The 16,194-nt window shown below is 66.1% G+C and carries 19 protein-coding genes; 4 read left to right on the top strand and 15 right to left on the bottom strand.

What is annotated here, in order from left to right; translation table 11 throughout:
- Positions 1 to 28: 28 nt before the first annotated feature.
- Genes ARC78_RS16015 through ARC78_RS16075 form a run of 13 tightly spaced genes read right to left on the bottom strand, consistent with a single transcriptional unit; the run spans position 29 to position 12,361 of the window.
- Positions 29 to 277 (bottom strand): DUF2274 domain-containing protein, encoded by a 249-nt coding sequence (locus tag ARC78_RS16015; RefSeq protein WP_016448812.1) that lies wholly within the window; start codon positions 275 to 277, stop codon positions 29 to 31.
- On the bottom strand, positions 274 to 1,548 hold the full coding sequence (locus tag ARC78_RS16020; RefSeq protein ID WP_016448813.1) for a TraB/TrbI/VirB10 family type IV secretion system protein: 1,275 nt from the start codon (positions 1,546 to 1,548) through the stop codon (positions 274 to 276). Before ARC78_RS16020 ends, ARC78_RS16015 begins: the two co-directional genes overlap by 4 nt.
- 2 nt (positions 1,549 to 1,550) lie before the next feature.
- Positions 1,551 to 2,543: a P-type conjugative transfer protein TrbG gene (gene trbG / locus ARC78_RS16025; protein WP_005304503.1), complete on the bottom strand. Its 993-nt coding sequence runs from the start codon at positions 2,541 to 2,543 to the stop codon at positions 1,551 to 1,553.
- Positions 2,540 to 3,244, bottom strand: a complete 705-nt coding sequence (trbF, locus tag ARC78_RS16030; RefSeq protein WP_016448814.1) for a conjugal transfer protein TrbF — start codon at positions 3,242 to 3,244, stop codon at positions 2,540 to 2,542. Before trbF ends, trbG begins: the two co-directional genes overlap by 4 nt.
- Positions 3,245 to 3,268: 24 nt before the next feature.
- Positions 3,269 to 4,648, bottom strand: a complete 1,380-nt coding sequence (gene trbL / locus ARC78_RS16035; RefSeq protein ID WP_016448815.1) for a P-type conjugative transfer protein TrbL — start codon at positions 4,646 to 4,648, stop codon at positions 3,269 to 3,271.
- A complete protein-coding gene (locus ARC78_RS16040) occupies positions 4,645 to 4,977 on the bottom strand; it encodes a hypothetical protein (protein WP_057506645.1) in 333 nt (110 codons plus the stop codon). Before ARC78_RS16040 ends, trbL begins: the two co-directional genes overlap by 4 nt.
- Before the next feature lie 12 nt (positions 4,978 to 4,989).
- Positions 4,990 to 5,715, bottom strand: a complete 726-nt coding sequence (gene trbJ / locus ARC78_RS16045) for a P-type conjugative transfer protein TrbJ (protein ID WP_016448817.1) — start codon at positions 5,713 to 5,715, stop codon at positions 4,990 to 4,992.
- Positions 5,712 to 8,165: a conjugal transfer protein TrbE gene (gene trbE, locus ARC78_RS16050; RefSeq protein WP_016448818.1), complete on the bottom strand. Its 2,454-nt coding sequence runs from the start codon at positions 8,163 to 8,165 to the stop codon at positions 5,712 to 5,714. The genes trbJ and trbE overlap by 4 nt, the downstream gene beginning before the upstream one ends.
- 15 nt (positions 8,166 to 8,180) lie before the next feature.
- Positions 8,181 to 8,453: a VirB3 family type IV secretion system protein gene (locus ARC78_RS16055; RefSeq protein ID WP_003291752.1), complete on the bottom strand. Its 273-nt coding sequence runs from the start codon at positions 8,451 to 8,453 to the stop codon at positions 8,181 to 8,183.
- A complete protein-coding gene (locus tag ARC78_RS16060) occupies positions 8,450 to 8,833 on the bottom strand; it encodes a TrbC/VirB2 family type IV secretion system protein (RefSeq protein WP_003291753.1) in 384 nt (127 codons plus the stop codon). Before ARC78_RS16060 ends, ARC78_RS16055 begins: the two co-directional genes overlap by 4 nt.
- Positions 8,830 to 9,894: a P-type conjugative transfer ATPase TrbB gene (gene trbB, locus ARC78_RS16065; protein WP_016448819.1), complete on the bottom strand. Its 1,065-nt coding sequence runs from the start codon at positions 9,892 to 9,894 to the stop codon at positions 8,830 to 8,832. Before trbB ends, ARC78_RS16060 begins: the two co-directional genes overlap by 4 nt.
- Entirely contained in the window at positions 9,891 to 10,355 is a 465-nt protein-coding gene (locus ARC78_RS16070; protein WP_016448820.1) for a ribbon-helix-helix protein, CopG family, read from the bottom strand. Before ARC78_RS16070 ends, trbB begins: the two co-directional genes overlap by 4 nt.
- Positions 10,352 to 12,361, bottom strand: coding sequence for a conjugal transfer protein TraG (locus tag ARC78_RS16075; protein ID WP_057506646.1), 2,010 nt, complete (start codon positions 12,359 to 12,361; stop codon positions 10,352 to 10,354). The genes ARC78_RS16070 and ARC78_RS16075 overlap by 4 nt, the downstream gene beginning before the upstream one ends.
- Between ARC78_RS16075 and ARC78_RS16735 the strand changes: the two genes are divergently transcribed.
- Positions 12,356 to 12,631 carry a hypothetical protein gene (locus tag ARC78_RS16735; RefSeq protein WP_139286363.1) on the top strand — a complete coding sequence of 92 codons (276 nt, stop codon included), beginning with the start codon at positions 12,356 to 12,358 and terminating at the stop codon, positions 12,629 to 12,631. The two genes, ARC78_RS16075 and ARC78_RS16735, sit on opposite strands and share 6 nt — an antisense overlap.
- On the opposite strand, the gene ARC78_RS16080 is transcribed toward ARC78_RS16735, so the two are convergent.
- Both ARC78_RS16080 and ARC78_RS16085 read right to left on the bottom strand, forming a co-directional pair.
- Positions 12,598 to 12,876: an EexN family lipoprotein gene (locus ARC78_RS16080; protein WP_016448822.1), complete on the bottom strand. Its 279-nt coding sequence runs from the start codon at positions 12,874 to 12,876 to the stop codon at positions 12,598 to 12,600. The two genes, ARC78_RS16735 and ARC78_RS16080, sit on opposite strands and share 34 nt — an antisense overlap.
- A complete protein-coding gene (locus ARC78_RS16085) occupies positions 12,873 to 13,817 on the bottom strand; it encodes a LysR family transcriptional regulator (protein WP_054659616.1) in 945 nt (314 codons plus the stop codon). Before ARC78_RS16085 ends, ARC78_RS16080 begins: the two co-directional genes overlap by 4 nt.
- Positions 13,818 to 14,029: 212 nt before the next feature.
- Between ARC78_RS16085 and ARC78_RS16090 the strand changes: the two genes are divergently transcribed.
- The 3 genes from ARC78_RS16090 (at position 14,030) to hlyD (ending at position 16,193) form a co-directional block, all read left to right on the top strand.
- Positions 14,030 to 14,638 (top strand): TetR/AcrR family transcriptional regulator, encoded by a 609-nt coding sequence (locus tag ARC78_RS16090; protein ID WP_054659618.1) that lies wholly within the window; start codon positions 14,030 to 14,032, stop codon positions 14,636 to 14,638.
- 67 nt (positions 14,639 to 14,705) lie between these two features.
- Positions 14,706 to 15,125: a hypothetical protein gene (locus tag ARC78_RS16095; RefSeq protein WP_016448825.1), complete on the top strand. Its 420-nt coding sequence runs from the start codon at positions 14,706 to 14,708 to the stop codon at positions 15,123 to 15,125.
- Positions 15,126 to 15,152: 27 nt separating this feature from the next.
- Positions 15,153 to 16,193, top strand: a complete 1,041-nt coding sequence (hlyD, locus tag ARC78_RS16100) for a secretion protein HlyD (RefSeq protein ID WP_010792193.1) — start codon at positions 15,153 to 15,155, stop codon at positions 16,191 to 16,193.
- Position 16,194 lies beyond the last annotated feature (1 nt).

The raw sequence follows: 16,194 nt of genomic DNA on the forward strand, positions 1-16,194 counted from the left end.
TCCATGCGCAGTATGTTAGCACGTAGTGTTAACAGGCCCTAGTCGATGGCTGCGGCGTTGGCTGCCCTCCCCTCTTGAACCCGCGATCCCTCGCCATGAACGCCTCCAGCATGTGCGGGATCAACTTCTCTGCATCGACTGCCTCGCCATACGCTTGCGCGTGCAGCGCGGCGTAGCGGTCGAGGTCGGCTTTCAGGCTGGCTGGGCAGGCGAAAGTCATCTTGACGTTCTCGGTCTTGGGCAGCGGCCCGAGCCGCAGCTTCTTGGTCGCGCTCATTGCGAAGCTCCCCGATTGAAGAACAGCGGCTGGTAGGGCCGCAGCACCAGATCCCGGTTGACGATGATCCGCACCGGCAGGCCCGGCCGCTCGGTCAGCGTCGGCTGGATGTTCATGTTGCGCCGGGTGATCTCCTGGCCGACCTGATTGATGCTGTCCTGGGCGCTGTCGCGCCCGGCGATGACGATGCGGTTGCCGTCCTGGCGGTTTTCCGGCGCGGCCAGCTCGGCACCCACGCCCAGCAGCGTCGTCAGCACCGCGCCCGCAACGATGCGCTTCCAGTGCCAGTCCACGTCGTCTTCCAGGCCGGCGTAGCCGGCCGGGTCGGTGCCCACGAGGTTGTCGAGCGTCAGCGAGGACGTGTCGGGCAGGATGATCCGGTTCCACACCACCTGCACGCGGCTCTGTCCGTAGCTGACCTGGCTGTTGTAGCGCCCCAGGATGCGCGATCCCTGCGGGATCAGCAGGAACTTGCCCGTGGCCGTGTCAAAGACCGGCTCCGTCACCGTGGCGATCACGTCGCCCGGCAAGTCCGACTTGATGCCCGTCACCAGCGCGCCCGCGATCACGGTTCCGGCCATCACCTGATACGGCGACGCCGGCAGCGCCAGATTGCCGGAATTGCGTGTTTCCGTAGAGCCGGCTTTCAGGAACGCTTCCTTTTGGTCTTGTCGGTTCTGCACGGCGGTCGGGTCGGCAGGCTGCGCCGCCACCGATGCCGGCCCAGCCGTGAGCGGGTCGAAGGCCGCGAGCGCGCTTGCACCACCAGGCACACCCGGCGTCGCCTGTGCCACCGTGGCGGCGGCTTGGCCTTGGCCCCCTGAACGGAAGAACACCGACGAAGCCGCAGCGGCTTCCGCCTCCTTGCGCACGGCATCGTTGGGATCGTGGCCGGGGGCCGCGTAGGCGGCCACGGCCGGCTGCTGCGAATTCACGATGGCAGGGCCGAGGTCGCCCGGCAGCGGCGGCCCCAGCTCGGGCACTTGCGGCGGCAGCTTCGAGTAGTCGGTCGGCAGGCCATCCAGCCCCTCTGATTTCGAGACGCGATCGACGTTGTAAAGCTCGGTTTGCTCGTCGGCGCTGCGCCGCTGCGGTTGCAACGACCAGATCGTAGCGCCGAGCACGGCAACCGACAGACTGCCGACGAGGATGGCCAGCGTGCGTCGGTTCAGGCGCGTGACCGGGCGCGGCTGGGCGCGCAGCACCACCGCTTCCGGCGCGACCTTGCCTGCCTGCGGCGTGGCGAGGTCGGGGGTGTCGTCCTGGCTCATGGTCAGTTCCTCCGCGCAACGCCGTCCGTGCGCTCAATTCGCACCACGTCGCCCTTGTCGCCGCCCAGGCGCAGTTCGGCGGCACCGAACAGCCGATCCACGATGTAGTACGGCGAGCGGAAGCGGTAGTTGACCAGTTGCCCGTCGCCTTCCGGCCCGATTACGAACAGCGGCGGCAGCTCGCCTTGCGCGATGCCGGCGGGGAACTGGATATAGACCTTCTGCCCGTCGTCGAAGGCGCGCAGCGGCTTCCACGGCGGGTTGCTACCGCTGACCGCGTAGCGGAAGCGCAGGTTTTCCAGCGACAAGCCGGAGTCCACCGGCGCGGCGGCGCTGGCCGCCTGCGCCTGGCGCTGCAAGGCCAGCATCCGGTCACGCGGATACTCCCAAGAAGCCGACGCCATCCACGTCTTTTCCGTCGAAGCCAACTCCAGCAGGTACGTCCTGCGGTTGGTGGTGATGACGAGATTGGTCTTGAGGCCCGAGCGGATCGGCTTGACCAGCACATTGACGCGCAGGTCAGCACCGCTGCCGCTCGACGTATCGCCAACGATCCAGCGCACGGTATCACCAGCGGCCACCGTCACCAGCTCCTCGCCCGGCTGGAGCGAAATCACAGTCACGCGGCCCACGGCTGCATAGACTTGGTAGAGCGCGCCATCGGTGAACGGCCACACCTGAATCGCGTTGACGTATCCCTCGCGCGTGGGTGCGACGCGCGCCTCGGCATTGGCCCGTGAGACGCGCACCTTCTCGTCGGCTGGCTCCGGCGTGGGCTTGGCGTCCTCGGCTTCGGGCAATGGCTTCAACTGCGCCGGCATCGGCAGTACCTCGGGCACCGCCACCACCTCCACCGGCGCGGGTGGCTCGGGTAGCGGCTGGGCCTGTACCGGCTCATCGAGCGAGATGGTCGGCGGTGGCTTGCCCTGCGTGGCGCAGCCCGCCAGGGCAAGCAAGATCACCGGCAAGGCGGATTTACGGAAAAGATCATTCATGGCTTGGCTCCTTCGGAAGAATCCAGTTCGCGGCTCCATGACAGGCCGTTGACGTAGATGCCCAGGGGGTTCTGGCGCAGGCGTTCTTCGGTGCGCGGCGGCTGGAGCACGATGGACACCACGGCCGTCCACCGCTCCAAGCCCGCCGCGGCGCCGTTGACGTAGCGGCGTTCCGTCCAGCGCACGTTGAAAGACGTGTCGCTGGCGCGCACGACGCTGGTGATCTGCACAGTCACCGACTCTTTACCGATGCGTGCGAACGGGTCGTTGACCCGCGCGTAGTCGTTGAGCACGGCCGCGCCCTTGTCGGTCGTGTAGTCGTAGGCGTCCAGCCAGTTCTGGCGGACGACGATGGGGTCGATGGACAGCGAGCGCACCAGCGTCACGAAGCGCGCGATGTGGTGCGCCGTCTGTGCATCGTTGGGCCGGTAGGGCGTGGCGGCTTCGCCCACGGCGCGCACCTGGCCCGCGTTGTCCACTTCCACGACGTAGGGCGTCACGAATGACTGCGCCGAGCGCCACACTAGGCCGCCGGACATCAACAGCGCGAGCGTGAGGCAGCCGAAGGCCATCAGGCGCCAGTTCTTCGCCTGCACGCGCGGCGAGCCGATACGGTCGTCCCACACCTGGCCGGCAGCTTGGTACGGCGTGGCAGGCTGCGGCGTGTCGGCATAGCGCACCTGCGGTTTTCTGAATCGCATGGTCAGTTCTCCTTGTGAATCGCATTAGTCGTCGGAGCCGCGCAGGCTCGGGCCTTGCCCCGAGCCGCCACCGTCGCCACCGCGCAGCGTGTGCGCGGCGGTGGTCGCGGCGTGGGTGAGTTGCTGGCGGCGATGCAGCCGCTTGGCCCAGGCGGGTTGTTCCGGCTTCTGTGCAGCGGCGCCGCCTGCGGAGGCCTCTCCTGCGGAGGCTTGGCCGGTTGACGCGCCAGCGTCGGCCGTCGAGCCATTCCAGCCAGCACGGAACGGAGCGGCCATCCGCTGCCCGGCAGCGGAAGCACGGGATGCTGCGGCGCGTCCGGCGGACTGCGCGCCGGTCTTGGCGACGTTGCCCAGGCCCGCCATCGCGCCCTTTGCGCCGCCGCCAGCGGCGGCGGAACCGGCCTGAAACGCCGACTTCGCATTGCTGGCCGCCGACGTGGCGGCGCGCGCACCGCTACCGGCCAGCTTTGCGGCGGCCGGAGCCATACGCGCGCCAGCAGCCACGGCGCCACCCACGCCCGTCGCGGCGGCGCCGATAGCGACGGCCGTGCCGGCAGCGCCGACAGCAGCACCGGCCATCGCGCCCGCGCCGAGCTGCGGCGCACCGGACACAAGGCCTGTCGCAATGCCGGGGCCGAAGATCCCGAGCGCCAGCAAGGTGAGCGAGGCCAGCATGATGACCAGCGCGTGGTCGATGGACGGCTCGGCGGGATGGACTTGGAACTGAGCGAACAAGCCCGAGCCGATCCCGACGATCACGGCCAGCACCAGAACCTTGACGCCGGAGGCCACCACGTTGCCCAAGACCTTTTCGGCGAGGAACGCGGTCTTGTTCCAGAGTGCGAACGGCACAAGCACAAAGCCCGCAAGCGTGGTCAGCTTGAACTCGATCAGCGTGATGAACAGTTGGATCGCCAGCACGAAGAAGCACAAGATCACAACCAGCCACGCGAGGAACATCACCACGATGGGATCAAGGTTCACGAACACTTCGGGGAAGCCCGCCATCTCGCCGATCTGCTCCAAAATCGGCGCCCCGGCGTCGATCCCGGTTTTCGCCAGCCGGCCCGGCTGCAGGAAGTTCTCCATCGTGATGGCCGAGCCGGTGGCGGTAATGCCCAATCCCGCAAACGAGCGGAACACGATGCTGGCCAGCCAGTTGAAGTTATTGATGATGTAGGCGAAGGCACCGACGTAGAGCACCTTGCGCAGCAGCTTGGCGATCACGTCCTCGCCCTGGCCGGTGGCATGGCTCATGGCCCAATACAGTCCGGCGATCGTCATGTCGATGACGATCAGCGTGGCCGTGAGGAACGCCACCTCGCCACGCAGCAGCCCGAAACCCGAGTCGATATAAGCGGCAAAGGTGTTGAGGAATTGGTCGATGATGGTCACATCATTCATGGCGTGTCCTCCGGTTCGGCGGGAAAGGCCGGCGCCATGCCATCGGCCGGTTCCTCGAAGCTCGGCGGAATCGGCGGCAGGTCGGCCAGCGTCTGGTATTCGTCCGGCCCGGCCTCGCCGGAGAAGAAGCGCCGCCGGAAGGCTTCGGCGGCGGCGCGGCAAGCGTCCTCGCCCTTGGCCTGCCGGTCGGCCGCGCATTGCGCGCGCAATGCCTTGAGCCGCGCAGGATCGGCGGCCAGAGCATCGGCAAGGTTGTCGGCCGGCTGCTTGTTGCAAGCGGCCAGCAGCACGACAAGCACCACAACAGACGGGGCGAGGACGCATCGCATGGCGGCCTCCCGTCAGTTGCCGTAGAAGTTCACGGACTGCGGCGTGTACGGCGTGCCTTCGCCCAGGAAGCGCCGCCGCACTTCGCGGGCGCGCTCCGTGGCCGCCGCCTGCCGCGCCAGATCCAGCGACGCCGCCCGGTCTTGCGTGATCTGGAGCCGCTGCGACTGGATCGACTGTTTGGCCTGCAAAGCCAGCAACTGGTTCATGGCCTGCATCGCCTGCAAGGCACCTTCGGCCGACTGGCTCTTGCCCACGAGATCGGCCAGCACGCTTTCGTCTTCGCCCAGGTTCTGCGACACCTGCGCCTGCATCTGCATCGTGGTCTGCAAGCCGTTGAGCGTGTTCTTCCAACGCTCCTGCGCATCGCGGTACATCTGGTCGCCGCTGACGGTGGCGGCGTACTGCTCGGGATACAGGCGCGCGAACTCCCGATCGAGGTTCGTCACGTCGAAGGCCAAGCCGCGGGCCTGGGCGATCAGTCGCTCGGTCGTCGCCAGGTTGGCGCGCAACTGGTTCACCACGCTAGACGGCAGGCTGGCGAGGTTGCGCGCCTGGTTCATCAGCATCTTCGCTTCGTTCTGGAGCTGCTGGATCTGGTTGTTGATCTGCTCCAGCGTGCGGATGGCGGTCAGCGTGTTCTGCACGAGGTTGGTGGGATCGACCACGACCCATTGCGCATGGGCAGTGGCGGTGCAAAGCATGGCCGCGATGGCAGCGGCGATAAGACGCTTCTTCATGGCAGGTTCTCCAGGGGTTGGTCAGCGAGGGAACCCGGCGCAAGGCCGGGGAACGAGGGCAGCAGGTCGGCCGCCCAATCGAGGCCGCGATGGCGCAGCCAGGCGCCCGCGAAGCCGGGCACGCCGGCGTCCAGCAGCACGCGGTCTATGTCGCGCTGGTCTTGCGGCGTGGATGCGCCCGCAAACGCCAGCGCCGCCGGCCCCAGATCGAGGTCGAACAGGCGGTTGCCGAGGCGGGATTGGTAGTAGTAGTCGCGCTTGGGCTGCGCGGTGGCGACGATTTCGATCTGCCGCCTGTTGAGGCCGAAGCCCTCATAGATCGTGCGAATCTGCGGCTCGGTCGCCTGCGGGTTGGCGAGGAAAATGCGGCTCGCGCAGCTCTCGATGATCGCGGGCGCGATGCTCGATTCCTTGATGTCGGCGAGGCTCTGCGTGGAGAAGATGACGCTGACGTTCTTTTTCCTGAGCGTCTTGAGCCATTGCCGGATACGCGCGGCAAACACCGGGTCATCTAGGAACAGCCACGCTTCATCGAGGATCAGCAGCGTGGGCGCACCGTCGAAGCGTTCGTCGAAGCGCGCAAAGAGGTAGTGCAGCACGGCCATGACGGCGGCCTTGCTGTGCATCAGCTCCTCCATCTCGAAGCACTGCACGCCGGCCATGCCGAGCCGGTCATGGTCGGCGTCCAGCAGCTTGCCGTGGGCACCGCCGAGCACATAGGGCGACAGCGCCTGCCGCAGCGCGTTCGATTGCAGCAGCACGGAAAGCCCCGTCATCGTGCGCTGCTCCAACGGCGCACCGGCAAGGCTTCCCAACGCCGACCAGATAGCCGCCTTCTCGTCGGGGCCGACCGCCACGCCCTCATGCAGCAAGCGGCCTTCCACCCATTCGGCCGCCCAGGTGCGGTAGCCCTCGCGGTCGATGCGTGCCAACGGCTGGAAGGCGGTTTCGCCATCTGTCCCGAGGTCGTAGTGCTCGCCGCCCAGGCCGAGAACCGTGGCGCGCATTGAGCGGCCCATGTCGAACGCGAAGATGCGCGAACCGCGATAGCGGCGGAACTGCATTGCCAGCGTGGCGAGCAAAACCGACTTGCCCATGCCGGTCGGCCCCGCGACTAGCATGTGGCCCACGTCGCCGATGTGCGTCACCAGCCGGAACGGCGTGGCGCCATCGGTGCGTGTGACGATCAAGGGTGGGCCATCCAGGTGCTCGTTCCTTTCCGGCCCGGCCCATACCGCCGAAACCGGCATCATGTGAGCCAGGTTCAACGTCGAGACGATGGGCTGGCGCACGTTGGCGTAAGCGTTGCCCGGAATGGACGACAGCCAGGCATCCACGGCGTTGAGCGTTTCCGGGATGGTGATGAAGCCCCGGCCCTGGATGACACGCTCCACCATGCGCAGCTTCTCGTCGGCCACAGCCGCGTCGGCATCGAGCACCATCACCGTGGCGGTGAGGTAGCCGAAGGCGACTTGATCGCTGCCCAGCTCCTGCAAGGCGGCATCGGCATCGGCGGCCTTGTTGCTGGCGTCGGTATCGACCAGCGGACTTTCCTGCTGGAAGATCGTTTCGCGCAGCAGCGCGATGACGTTCTTGCGTTTGGCGAACCACTGGCGGCGCAGGCGTCCCAACTCCCGTTCCGCCTCGGCTTTGTCGAGGCACAGGAAGCGCGTGCTCCAGCGGTAGGCAAAGCCAAGGCGGTTGAGGTCGTCCAGAATCCCCGGCCAAGTCGAGGTCGGGAAGCCCCGCACCGACACCATGCGCAGGTGCTGGTCGCCCAGCATGGGCGCCAGGCCACCGACCAGTGCGGAATCGGTCAGCAGTGCGTCGATATGGAACGCCACTTCGGGCACGCCGACGCGATAGCGCCGCGTCGAGATGGTGGCGTGCAGGTAGGTCAGTGTCTGGCCGTCATCGAGCCAAGCGATTTCCGGCATCACGCCATCGAGCAGGTCAAAGACGCGATCCGTCTCCGCGACGAAGGCTTGCAGCCGCTCGCGCCAGTCCACGCCATCGGTGGGCCGGTTCTCGTACAGCATCCCCGCCGCGCGGGCGCGCGATTCCTCGGGCGGCAGGTACACCAGCGTCAGGTGATAGCCGCTCTCGAAGTCGTTGCCCGATTCCTCGAAGGTGGCCCGGCGCTCCTCGTCCACCAGCCACGACAGCGGCTCGGGAAACTCCGATTGCGGATAGTCGGCAGCGGGTCGGCGCTCGGCCTCGATGAACAGCGCCCAGCCCGAACCCATGCGGCGTAGCGCGTTGTTCAAGCGCGCCGACGTGGCAATCAGTTCGCCTTGCGTCGCGCTGTCGAGGTCAGGCCCACGAAACCGGGCCGTGCGCTGGAAACTGCCGTCCTTGTTCAAGATGACACCCGGCGCGACCAGCCCGGCCCAGGGCAGCCAGTCGGCGAGCAAGGCCGGGCGCTGGCGGTATTCGGCTAGGTTCAGCATCGCGGCGTCCTCCCCTTACACGTCCAGCAGCGGGCGATGCTTGATGTGCCGAGCAAAGACCTGCATGAACTGCGGATCGACGCGCGCTCCCCACACCGCCAGCGAATGGCCGACGATCCAGAGCACGACACCGGGAATCCACAGTTGAAGGCCCAGCCCGACGGCGGCGGCCAGCGTGCCGTTGGCAATTGCCACGGTGCGCGGCGCACCGCCCAGCAGAATCGGCTCGGTCAGCGAGCGATGCAGCGGCACCTCGAATCCGGCGGCGAAGGTGTCCGGGGCACTCATACGACGGCCCCGCCGGAGAAGCTGAAAAACGACAGGAAGAAGCTCGAAGCCGCAAACGCGATGGACAGACCGAACACGATCTGGATCAGCTTGCGGAATCCGCCCGAAGTGTCGCCGAAGGCGAGCGCGAGGCCCGTGGCGATGATGATGATGACCGCGACGATGCGCGCCACCGGCCCCTGGATGGATTCGAGGATGGATTGCAGCGGGCCTTCCCACGGCATCGAGGAACCGGCGGCCTGCGCGGTTCCGGTCAGGAACAACAGCAGCGCGGCCAGCAGCAGCCCTTGCCCCGCAGGGCGGGCCAGGCAGCGCAGCCGCGCAAGACGCAATGCCGGATTTGCAGAAAAACGGAAAGCAGGAAAAGTCATCTGCGTCATGGCAGTTCTCCAAGTAAGTCAGGGGATGGGGAAGTCGCCGCAGCGGATGCGGCATCGGGGTTTGGCGACAACTCGGGAAACGGCGTGTCCAGCGCGTCCGCCTCCCAATTCGCCAATCGGTAGCCCACGCCGTCGAAGCCGACGACGCGGGCAATGCTCTCGATGCGGCGTTTGCGCCCACGCCCGGCGATGTGGATCACCACGTTGACCGCCTCGGCGATCAGCGCACGCGGCGGGTTCACGGCCACTTCGAGAATCAGTTGCTCCAGGCGCAGCAGCGCGCCCAGCGCGGAACCTGCGTGGATCGTGGCGATGCCGCCGGGGTGTCCCGTGCCCCACACCTTGATGAGATCCAGCGCCTCGGCGCCGCGCACCTCGCCGACGACTACGCGATCAGGCCGCAGGCGCATGGACGAGCGCACCAGCTCGGTCATGGATACCACGCCTGCGCGCGTGCGCAGCGGAACGTGGTCGCGGGCCGCGCATTGCAGTTCCACCGTGTCTTCGAGCACCAGCACGCGGTCGCCGGTGGCGGCGATTTCGGCGAGCAAAGCATTGGCGAGCGTGGTCTTGCCGCTGCTGGTGGCGCCGGCGATCAGCACGTTCTGCCGCTCGCGCACGGCGCGAACGAGAAAGCCCGCCTGCACGCTGGTCATCATCCCGTCAATGACGTACCGCTCCAACGGGATCACGCCGATAGCACGCTTGCGCAGCGCAAAGGCCGGCCCCGGCGCTGCCGGCGGCAAGATGCCCTCGAAGCGTTCGCCGGTTTCGGGCAGTTCGGCGGATAGCAGCGGCTGGCCGCGATGGATTTCCGCACCGACATGGGCCGCGACCAGGCGGATGATTCGCTCGCCGTCCGCCTCGGGCAGTTCCACGCCCATCGGCGCGCGCCCACTGGAAAGCCGATCCACCCAAAGGGTGCGATCAGGATTCAGCATCACCTCCACCACGTCCGGGTCTTCGAGCGCGGCGGCGATCAGCGGCCCCATCGCTGTGCGCAGCATCTGGATTCGGCGGTCGAGCGACGTGGCGCTCATGGACTGCGGAACGGCGCTCATGACGCACGCTCCCGCGCTTGCGCAGCCGCCGCCGCGTCCTCCATTCGCATAGGATCGGGATGCAGTTCCTCCACCACGTCGCGCACCAGGCTGCGCCCGCGCAGCAGGTGGCGGCCCAACTGTTCAACGAACTGCTCGAAGCGCGCTTTGCCCTGAGCGCGGGCGGCCTCTTGGTGCGCCTCGGGAACGGGCGTGCTGACCGTGAGGTAGTAGCGAATGAACAGCGCCAGCGTCTCGATCTGGATGTTCTGGTCGCGCTCCAGCCGTTCGGATTGGCGCGACAGCCGATCCAGGCGCTTGGCGATGGCCGCCTCGCGCTGGTCGGCGGCATCGGGCGACAGCCACGATGCGAGCGCCGCCGCGACGATGGACGACTTGGAAACGCCCTTCTTGGCGGCCAGCTCGTCCAGGCGCTTGGCGTGTTCGGGCTGGATAAAGAGATTCAGGCGGTAATGGCTCATAGCTCGATTCCGTCGTTGGGGTCGAGGGAAGCCAGCCGGGCCGTGCGCTGCATGGCCGGCTCAAGCTGGCGAGGGAGAGGAAGCGGCAGGTCGTCGTCGTCATCGAGCAGCGCCAGGTCGGCCGCAGGCGCGGCCAGCTCGGGGTCGTAGGCGACGGTTTCGGAGAGTTCGGGCTGACGGCGCGGGCCGCCGTCGTCGGCCGAAGCCAAGTTCTCCAGGCCATCGGCGGATGCCGTGGCAGGCGCAGCGGGCACGGACGGAATCGCCAGCCCGCTCCAGTCGTCGGGCCGCGACGGCGGCGCGTCTGCGTACTGCCCGTCCGCTAGCGTGGGCGGTGGCAGCACGCGACGCTTGAAATTGGCGTCCGCGTAGTAGCGCAGCTTCTTCGCCTTGATCGGCGCTACGCTGGACACCATCACCACGGCCTCGTCAGGCGGAAGCTGCATGACTTCGCCCGGCGTCAGCAGCGGGCGCGCGGTTTCCTGGCGCGACACCATCAGGTGGCCCAGCCACGGCGCGAGCCGGTGGCCCGCGTAGTTGCGCTGGGCGCGCAGCTCGGTGGCCGTGCCCAGCGTCTCGGAAATCCGTTTGGCGGTGCGCTCGTCGTTCGTGGCGAACGTCACGCGCACATGGCAGTTGTCGAGGATGGAGTGGTTTTGCCCATACGCCTTGTCGATCTGGTTGAGCGACTGCGCAATGAGGAAGCTGCGGATGCCGTAGCCCGCCATGAAGGCCAGCGCCGTCTCGAAGAAGTCCAGGCGCCCCAGCGCCGGAAATTCATCGAGCATCAGCAGCAGCTTGTGGCGGCGCTCGATGCCGTCGGAGCCGTCGAGCGATTCGGTGAGGCGCCGGCCGATCTGGTTGAGGATCAGGCGAATGAGCGGCTTCGTCCGCGAAATGTCCGAGGGCGGAACCACCAGATACAGCGACACCGGATGCTCGGCGGCGATCAGGTCGGCGATGCGCCAGTCGCAGCGCGACGTGACTTCGGCCACCGTGGGATCGCGGTACAGACCGAGGAACGACATGGCGGTGCTCAACACGCCGGAACGCTCGTTGTCCGACTTGTTGAGCACTTCGCGCGCCGCCGAAGCGACGACAGGATGCGGCCCATCGCCCAGGTGGGGCGTGGTCATCATCCGGTGCAAGGTCAGCGCGAAGGGGCTGGCCGGGTCAGATAGGAAGTTGGCGACGCCGCGCAGCGTCTTGTCTGCACCCGCGTAGAGCACATGCAGAATGGCCCCGACCAGCAGCGCGTGACTGGTCTTCTCCCAATGGTTGCGCTTCTCCAGTGCGCCTTCGGGATCGACCAGAATGTCCGCGATGTTCTGCACGTCGCGCACTTCGTGCGCGCCGCGCCGCACTTCCAGCAGTGGGTTATAGGCCGCCGATTTCGCATCGGTCGGGTTGAACAGCAGGCAATGCGAGAAACGCGAGCGCCAGCCTGCGGTGATCTGCCAGTTCTCGCCCTTGATGTCGTGGATGACGGCCGACGCGGGCCAGGACAGCAGCGTCGGCACCACCAGGCCGACGCCTTTGCCCGAGCGCGTGGGCGCGAAGGTCAGGACGTGTTCCGGCCCTTCATGCCGTAGGTATTGACGATCATGCTGGCCGAGGAACACGCCGGCCGGCTGTGTGAGGCCGGCTTTGCGAATGTCCTGCGCGTTCGCCCAGCGCGCAGAGCCGTAGGTCGTGACCAGACGCGCTTGGCGCGAGCGCCAGACCGACATGGCGATGGCAACGCCCACGGCGACCATGCCGCTGGCGCCGGCAATGGCGCCGCCGGTGTCGAAGACCTCCGGCTCATAAGCGCCGAAGAAGAACCACCACTCAAACAGCTTCCAGGGGTGGTAGATCGACGTGCCAAGTAGGCCGAACCAGGGCGAGCCAAGGCGTACTTGGTAGCCAAGGGCTGCTGCTGTCCATTGTGTGGCGCCCCACACTCCGGCGATCACGATGCCGAATACCACGGCAATCTGACCGAACAGCACGTTCGTCCCTTGCATGACCTGGCCTCCGATTTCTCCTGCGCTTTTTCCTCATGGAAAGAGCGGCACAAGGACGTGCCGCAGGCGTCAGGTTCGGTGCCGGGTCAGTGCCGGTCAAAGACCATTTTCAGCAGAAAGGTCGAGCAAAAAGACGGAGTTCGCGCGGTGTCGAACCAAAGAAAAACGCCGCAAGCGAAGGCGCATTGCGGCGTGTCGAACAAAAAAATGAAGGCGAAACGGCTATCCGCCAACAATCAGAACTTGGGCGATTCCTTCGGCGGCGTGTAAGGGGTTTCGCCATCGCCGTAGAACCGCTTGCGCGTGGCCTCGGCCACCCGGTTGCACAGCACGTCGCCGAGCTTCGGGCGGTCGGTTTTGCATTGCTGGCGCAGTTCTTTGAGCCGTTCGGGGTTGGCCGCCAGTTCTTCCACTGTCGGGATGTCCGGTTCTGAACTGATGGCCTTCTGAGGCGTCTCGGCCTGACCGCAGGCGGTCAGGATGGCCGCCAACAAGAATGGGATGGCCTTCTTCATGGCATCAATTCCTCCGGGGGATCAGGGTTTCGGCCTCGTATGGCCCTAGGAGTTTCCGGCAACTCGATGGTCTGCACGCGCTCAACGAAACGTGCCAGTTCATCAGACGGATTGCCGTCGAGACGGAGCAAGTAGGTCGTAAGTGGTGGCACTCGCGACGCCAGCGGTCGAGCTACGACACCCGGCTCACGGCTGGCGGCGATGTGTGCAGCGCCCGCTAGTCCAAGCGCGAAGCCGGCCGATACCAGTGCCATCATCAGATCGCAGGTGGCAACCCGTTCTGCGATCAGTGGTTCCATGTCAGCACGACGCAGCACTCGTTCAACGTGCTTGGCGTGGCCCTCACACACTTGCGGATCGCACAAGACCAGCGGGTAGCGCAGCAACTCGTCCAAGGGAATACGCTTGTAGGCCAGCAGCGGATGCCGGGCCGGCACTGCCACCATGAGTGCATCGCTCCAAGCGGGCAAAGTGACGATGCCGTCGCCCACTTCGTCGGATTGGGCAAACCCCACGTCGTACAGATTATCATGCAGCCCTTTGATCTGCTGCGATAGTGACACTTCGAAAAAGCGGATCTCGACCTCGGGTTCTTCCTGGCGACACAACGCCAGTAAGGCGGGCAGGCGCGACGGCGTGATGCCATCCGACAAGGCCACGCGCAACTGCCCGTGAAAACCGTTTGCCGCTGCTTTCACGCTCTCTCGCGCTTGCTCCAAGGCAGCAAACACACGACGCACATGCTCCAAGAACAATGTTCCGGCATGGGTCAGCCGCGTACTGCGCGTGGTGCGGGCAAACAGCATCACGCCGAGTTCTTCTTCCAGTTCCTTGATGGCCCGCGACAGCGGCGACTGCTCGATGTGCAGCCGCTCGGCGGCGCGAGCGAAGTGGAGTTCTTCAGCGACGGCGACGAAGCACCGAAGATGGCGCAGTTCCACTTACATCCCGCCGGGCTTGTGATGTGCCTGTTCCCCTCCGCCAACAAGGCGCGGAGGGCGACATTTGCGCCTGCCCGAAATCGACCGTTGCCGGTCGTCTGAGATCACGGTTCTGCTGTCCATTGCGGTCTCCTTTTCGCGCTTCCCCTCTTGCGGCAAGCTTGCATGGTGATAAGATAGTAATAGATTACTTACTTTCGGATGCGCAAGCAATGAGTGGACACCCCAAGCATCTACCGGCCGATGAGCGGCGCGCGGCCACAGTCGAGGCGGTGGTCGACTTGGCCGCCGAGCAGAACCCCAGCGACATCACGACCACAGCCATCGCACAGCGCATGGGGCTGACCCAGGGGGCGCTGTTTCGTCACTTCCCGACCAAGGACGCCATCCTGCAGGCGGTGATGTCCTGGGTCACGGAACGCCTGCTAGCTCGGGTGGACAAGGCAGCAGAAGGCACTACGTCCCCGGTCGCAGCCCTTGAGGCGGTCTTCATGACGCATATCGACTTCGTGTCCGAGCACCCGGGTGTGCCGAGGATGCTCTTCGGCGAATTGCAGCGACCTGGAGAGACCCTGCCTAAGCGAATGGTGCAGACCTTGATTCATCACTACGGCGAGCGGTTGCATCGCCTGCTCGAAGCCGGCAAGGCGCAGGGCGAACTGGATGCGGGACTGGATGTGGATGCCGCCGCCGTGTTGTTCATCGGCACGATCCAGGGACTGGTCATGCAGTCGCTGTTGGCGGGCAAGGTCAGTCGCATCCGCCGTGACGCACCAGCCGTGTTTGCCATCTATCGCCGTGGCATCGAAAGCAACACATGAAACACCTGTCTTCTCCGCAAGCGCGACTGCGACCTCCAAACCCTTCCACAAATCGGGAGCAACGAACATGACGGCACACAGCGGATGCGCGATCTGGATGCGCGTGGTCTCCTTGATTGCGATCGGTTTTGGCCTGATGACTATCTGGGAAGGCGGCGCAGTCCTGTTTGTCGACGGCGCGGCGCGCCAGGCTGCCGGCCACTATGTGCCTTTCGTGCTCTGGTTCAACTTTCTGGCCGGGTTCGCCTACATCGTCGCCGGCGTCGGCTTGTGGATGCGCCGGCGCTGGGCCGCGTGGTTAGCGATTGTCATCACGGTGGCGACCGCACTCGTGTTCCTGGCTTTCGGAGTGCATGTGGCTCTGGGTGGCGCCTGGGAGCGACGCACGGTGGTCGCCATGACGCTGCGCACGTTGGTGTGGGCTGGCATAGCGGCCATCGCCTGGCGCCGGTCAGCGGCGAATGCGCCGGTCGCACGCGAGCACTGAGCACCTTTATCCAGCGGAAACCCATCGATGAAAACTCCAAACCTCCTCTTCAAGAAAACCCGTTGGGTCGTGATCGCCGTCGTCGTGCTCGCTCTTGGCGGCGCACTGGCGTTCTGGTTGTCGCGCGACCATGGACAACAAGATGCATTGCGCCTCTACGGCAACGTCGACATCCGCGAGGTGCAACTGGCCTTCCGTCAGCCCGGGCGCGTGATGCAAATGGCTTTCGATGAGGGCGATGCCGTCAGCGCGGGCGCGCGCCTGGCGGCGCTTGACGCGCAACCCTATCGGGAAGCACTTGCGGCAGCACAGGCCCAGGTGCAGGTGGCGCAGGCGGAACTGGCCAAGCTGCGCCGCGGCCTGCGACCGCAGGAAATCACCCAGGCGCGCGAAGCCCTCAGGCAGGCCCAGGCGCTCGCCACCGAGACCGAGCGCAATTTCCAGCGCCAGAGTGGCCTGCTGGCATCGGGCGCCAGCAGCCAGCGCACGGTCGATGCAGCCCGCACGGCGCGCGACCAGGCAGCCGCTGGCGTCGAAGCGGCCAAGGCGGCCCTGTCGCAAGCATCCGAAGGTTTTCGCAAGGAAGACATCGCCGCGGCAGAAGCTCGCCTTGCGGCCGCACAGGCTGCCGCAGCGCAAGCCACGACAGCCTTGGCGGACACCGAGTTGATGGCGCCCAGTAGCGGCACCGTCATCGCACGAGTGCGGGAGCCCGGCAGCATGGTCGCAAGCCAGAGCGCGGTCTACAGCCTGAGCCTGGACAAGCCGGTTTACGTGCGCGCCTACGTGGGCGAGTCGGACTTGGGGCGCATCGCGCCCGGTACTGTGGTGCGCGTCAAAAGCGATTCATCAGAGAAGGTCTATCGCGGCCAGATCGGCTTCATCTCGCCGCGCGCCGAGTTCACCCCCAAGACGGTGGAGACGACGGATTTGCGCACGGATCTGGTCTACCGCCTGCGCATCGTCATCGACGAAGCCGACAGCGACAGTGCCTTGCGCCAGGGCATGCCGGTGACGATCGAGGTCGATGCGAAAGCCGGCACCCGTATCCCGGCGGGGGAGCGTTGAA

Origin of the sequence: Stenotrophomonas pictorum JCM 9942, from assembly GCF_001431585.1 — a bacterium.
Classification (GTDB): Bacteria; Pseudomonadota; Gammaproteobacteria; order Xanthomonadales; family Xanthomonadaceae; genus Stenotrophomonas; species Stenotrophomonas pictorum.

Bases quoted from the DNA above. Each gene is read 5' to 3' on its own strand.
- ARC78_RS16080 (WP_016448822.1), bottom strand. From the start codon at position 12,876: ATGAAGAAGGCCATCCCATTCTTGTTGGCGGCCATCCTGACCGCCTGC.
- trbJ (WP_016448817.1), bottom strand. From the start codon at position 5,715: ATGAAGAAGCGTCTTATCGCCGCTGCCATCGCGGCCATGCTTTGCACC.
- ARC78_RS16095 (WP_016448825.1), top strand. From the start codon at position 14,706: ATGACGGCACACAGCGGATGCGCGATCTGGATGCGCGTGGTCTCCTTG.
- ARC78_RS16075 (WP_057506646.1), bottom strand. From the start codon at position 12,361: ATGCAAGGGACGAACGTGCTGTTCGGTCAGATTGCCGTGGTATTCGGC.
- hlyD (WP_010792193.1), top strand. From the start codon at position 15,153: ATGAAAACTCCAAACCTCCTCTTCAAGAAAACCCGTTGGGTCGTGATC.
- ARC78_RS16090 (WP_054659618.1), top strand. From the start codon at position 14,030: ATGAGTGGACACCCCAAGCATCTACCGGCCGATGAGCGGCGCGCGGCC.
- ARC78_RS16070 (WP_016448820.1), bottom strand. From the start codon at position 10,355: ATGAGCCATTACCGCCTGAATCTCTTTATCCAGCCCGAACACGCCAAG.
- ARC78_RS16020 (WP_016448813.1), bottom strand. From the start codon at position 1,548: ATGAGCCAGGACGACACCCCCGACCTCGCCACGCCGCAGGCAGGCAAG.
- trbL (WP_016448815.1), bottom strand. From the start codon at position 4,648: ATGAATGATGTGACCATCATCGACCAATTCCTCAACACCTTTGCCGCT.
- trbG (WP_005304503.1), bottom strand. From the start codon at position 2,543: ATGAATGATCTTTTCCGTAAATCCGCCTTGCCGGTGATCTTGCTTGCC.
- trbF (WP_016448814.1), bottom strand. From the start codon at position 3,244: ATGCGATTCAGAAAACCGCAGGTGCGCTATGCCGACACGCCGCAGCCT.
- ARC78_RS16055 (WP_003291752.1), bottom strand. From the start codon at position 8,453: ATGAGTGCCCCGGACACCTTCGCCGCCGGATTCGAGGTGCCGCTGCAT.
- ARC78_RS16015 (WP_016448812.1), bottom strand. From the start codon at position 277: ATGAGCGCGACCAAGAAGCTGCGGCTCGGGCCGCTGCCCAAGACCGAG.
- ARC78_RS16060 (WP_003291753.1), bottom strand. From the start codon at position 8,833: ATGACGCAGATGACTTTTCCTGCTTTCCGTTTTTCTGCAAATCCGGCA.
- trbE (WP_016448818.1), bottom strand. From the start codon at position 8,165: ATGCTGAACCTAGCCGAATACCGCCAGCGCCCGGCCTTGCTCGCCGAC.
- trbB (WP_016448819.1), bottom strand. From the start codon at position 9,894: ATGAGCGCCGTTCCGCAGTCCATGAGCGCCACGTCGCTCGACCGCCGA.
- ARC78_RS16040 (WP_057506645.1), bottom strand. From the start codon at position 4,977: ATGCGATGCGTCCTCGCCCCGTCTGTTGTGGTGCTTGTCGTGCTGCTG.